4 protein-coding genes are annotated in these 3,267 nt (G+C 42.0%); all 4 read right to left on the bottom strand.

What is annotated here, in order from left to right; genetic code table 11:
• Window positions 1–110 precede the first annotated feature (110 nt).
• From BALCAV_RS20610 to BALCAV_RS22985, 4 genes are read right to left on the bottom strand one after another with little or no spacing between them, the layout of a single operon-like run.
• Window positions 111–335, bottom strand: coding sequence for a DUF5348 domain-containing protein (locus tag BALCAV_RS20610; protein ID WP_003321011.1), 225 nt, complete (start codon window positions 333–335; stop codon window positions 111–113).
• A complete protein-coding gene (locus BALCAV_RS20615) occupies window positions 332–1,132 on the bottom strand; it encodes an ExeA family protein (protein WP_003321012.1) in 801 nt (266 codons plus the stop codon). Before BALCAV_RS20615 ends, BALCAV_RS20610 begins: the two co-directional genes overlap by 4 nt.
• The gene (locus BALCAV_RS20620) at window positions 1,125–2,480 is read right to left on the bottom strand and encodes a DDE-type integrase/transposase/recombinase (protein ID WP_003321013.1); all 1,356 of its coding nucleotides are present in this window, start codon (window positions 2,478–2,480) and stop codon (window positions 1,125–1,127) included. The genes BALCAV_RS20615 and BALCAV_RS20620 overlap by 8 nt, the downstream gene beginning before the upstream one ends.
• Before the next feature lie 44 nt (window positions 2,481–2,524).
• Entirely contained in the window at window positions 2,525–3,055 is a 531-nt protein-coding gene (locus tag BALCAV_RS22985) for a DUF6431 domain-containing protein (protein WP_268746845.1), read from the bottom strand.
• Window positions 3,056–3,267 lie beyond the last annotated feature (212 nt).

A 3,267-nucleotide genomic window follows, 5' to 3' on the forward strand; every position in this document is an offset into this window, starting at 1 on the left:
GTGTTAGTGATGTCTTATAATGGCTCAAACTTGTCGGTGCTAATTGTCCCGAAATTGACTGATTGACTGTCCAAAATGAAAGGGAAGCATTTTCAGCTTCCCTTTCATTTTTACAAATCTACTTGATACGTTTCATTTTTCTTAAGGTAAAACCTTACTTCATTTCGACCTGTCAGGATATACCAGTCTCTGCCGAGTTCCAAGCGACAGGGAAGAATTCGACCATATCCTAGATGAAGATCAAACCATTCTCCACATCGCATCTTATAGCCTAAATTTTCTCCCCAACAATCCAATTCTTCCTTGTACTTCATATCTTTCCAGCGGCTTTTCATGAAAGTTCTCCCTGAATGACTTGCTTAATCATATGATCATCAATGATCCTTCTGCCGTTTTGTGAACCATATAGAAGGCTATGTGTACAAAGTTTATTAATGAGCCTTGCGGCACCACCAGAGAACCGATGAATTTCGTCAAGAGCTCCATCAGAAAAGATGGGTTGGTCTACTTTGGCATAATGAAGATGCCTTGAAACATATTCCCCAACTTGAGCACGGTCGAGATGCCCTAACTGAAATTGGATATCTATTCTTTGACGTATCGCTGCGTATGATTGGAGTCGCAGTCGATCCCGCAATTCACTCTGACCGACCAAAATAAGGGCCATCGGACTTTGCGAATCCATTTTGAAATTCAGTAGAAATCGAACCTCTTCGAGCATTTCCCGATCGAGAAGATGGGCTTCATCTACTATCACTACAGGCTGGAGTCCTCGTATTCCTTTCATTAGTTCAATTTCTCGATGAAGTTGCCGTTTTGCATCTCCTCGATAAAACTTCGCTTCAGAGCCTAATTGTTCTAATAGACCTTTGTAAAAATGGCGAGGAGTTAACTTAGAGTCGGACAGATAAAGGACGTGAAATTTTCCTTTGTCCAATCTATCCACAAACTTACGAATGGTTGTCGTCTTTCCTGTACCACTGTCCCCACTCAGGACGGCAAAAAGCTGTCTTTCAGCTGTATATTTCAGTCTTCCAAGAATTTCTTGCATCATGGAGGAATCGTAAAGCTGATTCGTTGGTAAATCTCGGGTGAAAGGGGTATTTTCCATTTCATAGAATGCTTCAAACACGAGTATCATCCTCCTTCCAAACGGAACGGAAGGTTACGGCAGGTTTCTGTTCGATTTGACGCTCTTGGTTCTTTCTTTCAGCCGCCTTTAATAATCTTGAAGAGTCAACATTCTGCACCTGCAGGTGCTCAGGTAATTCCGGGCGCTTCCCAGCCCTTTCCCCAATAACAAGCTTTTTCGCTTTCCAAGGAGTATAACCTTCGAACTCAATGGTGAGCTCTTCGATATTCGCAGGGTCATAGACAACATCCACCTTTCGTCCAATGAATGTCAAACCAACCTCATATTTTTGATCCATGAAACTGATACATCCTGATTTATCAACTTTTCTTGTTTCACAGTGAAGAAAGGCATGGCTCAACGTATCTGGATCGATGAAACGAATCGATTTTTTATCTGAACGAAAGGAGGTTTCCGGGCTCATTTTCTCCTCAAGCGCAGAATGACGTTTATTCTGATAACATTCTATCAGCCACACTTGAAAAAGCTCATTCAGACGATCTAGGGTATTGGGTTTTTCGATGACAGCCTCACTGATAAAAGAATCTATAACTCGATTGAACCTTTCAATTTTTCCCTTTGATTCTGCGGCGTACGGTCTCGTGTAAGTAAGGCGAGTGCCTATTTTTGAACAAGTGCGTGCCATCCATTTAGTTCGATATTGTTTTCCATTATCAAAATAAACAGCTTCCGGAACACCATATTTTTGGATGGCCTGCCGAAAGGCATCCTCAATGATTCTTGAATCTAGTGTGGGATAGAAGGCAGCATGAACCACAAACCTAGTAGCGTCGTCGATAAAGGCAACTAGATATACTTGCTTCTTGACCCCATTTGGACCAATGGGCAAGTAAGGGCCGTATTTGATATCTGATTGCCAAAGTTGGTTTCGGTGCCGTTTTTGGAATCTTCGGGCAGCTGATCCTGTTTGGGAATAGAGGCGCATGTGTCGTGAGCTGTAACCTTTCTCTGTCAGCTTTTCCTGAAGCGTGGATCTTTTGATTTGCCCTGGTTCAACCAATCCTTCCCACTCAAGAATTTGAATAATTTGTGCCACACTTCGGCTAGGTACTTCTTTGCGAAGAAGAATCGCCTGTTCTAAAATAGGAGGAGGAATAGCTTCCGACTTTCTAGAAGTTTTTCTCCCTTGTGGCTTCAATCCTCCAAACCCCTCTTCACGAAATTGCGCCAGATATCGTCTGATGGTTCTTTCTGAAAGACCGTTGGTCTTCGCTATCTGCTCTTTTAATTCCTTGAATTTCCCAGCATCAAGTCCCTCTGCCAATAAAGGGGATATCAACTGAAAACGCTGCACGGCCAATTCTTCTGATTTCTTATGATCCCTCATGATACACTCTCCTTTCTGTGTCTATCATGAGTGTAAATCAGGAGTTATTGGACAATGAATGCAGAACGGGTATGTGCCCATAAATTAATATTTACGATAGGCCGGACAATCCTTGCCAGCCATCCATTGGCATCTCCTGCCAAGCGTCCTATCCTTTGAAGTGCAGTCCCTGAACCTGCGGACGTGAAATCCAGGGGGATGTTTCCCTGATTGGTTCTGATCACGATGGAAGTTAAACAGCCAACCCAATAATCCACAAATTTATGAAACCATCCATGCCACCTCGAGAGGGTGGAATTATCGGCTGGAACAATGTGGTTAGATGGGTTCGTAAGAACGCTTTCAATGCATTCAAGTTCATAGCGTTTATAAGGGACCAAAAAATCCGGTAATTCATGGTGAATGGTACAGCAATTCGTGCACCTTAATCTTCGGATGTTATACATCTTACCTTGACCTAAATGATCGATGGCTTTTCGATTCTTCGTTCCTATAACCAACATGTCTTTCCCACAACAAGGTGAAGGAATCCTCTCTGCACCTCTAACTAAAAACTCCAGTAAGAATATTTTCAATCAGTCTATAATCTGATACAATAATCATATACTTTTTTGTTGGGACGTCTCCTGTATAACTGTTGGCGCAGTTGTACATTTTGGAGACGTCTTTTCCTTTCTCCAGAATGATAAATGTCGAAATATTACGAATTATATATGGACATTATAATCGACTAATTCTGGACAGGCAATACCATCAACTTTAGGTAATTTTAGGTTGTCAAAAACAA

Origin of the sequence: Alkalihalobacillus alcalophilus ATCC 27647 = CGMCC 1.3604 (genome assembly GCF_000292245.2) — a bacterium.
GTDB classification, from domain to species: Bacteria; Bacillota; Bacilli; order Bacillales; family Bacillaceae_D; genus Alkalihalobacillus; species Alkalihalobacillus alcalophilus.

Bases quoted from the DNA above. Each gene is read 5' to 3' on its own strand.
- BALCAV_RS20610 (WP_003321011.1), bottom strand. From the start codon at position 335: ATGAAAAGCCGCTGGAAAGATATGAAGTACAAGGAAGAATTGGATTGT.
- BALCAV_RS20620 (WP_003321013.1), bottom strand. From the start codon at position 2,480: ATGAGGGATCATAAGAAATCAGAAGAATTGGCCGTGCAGCGTTTTCAG.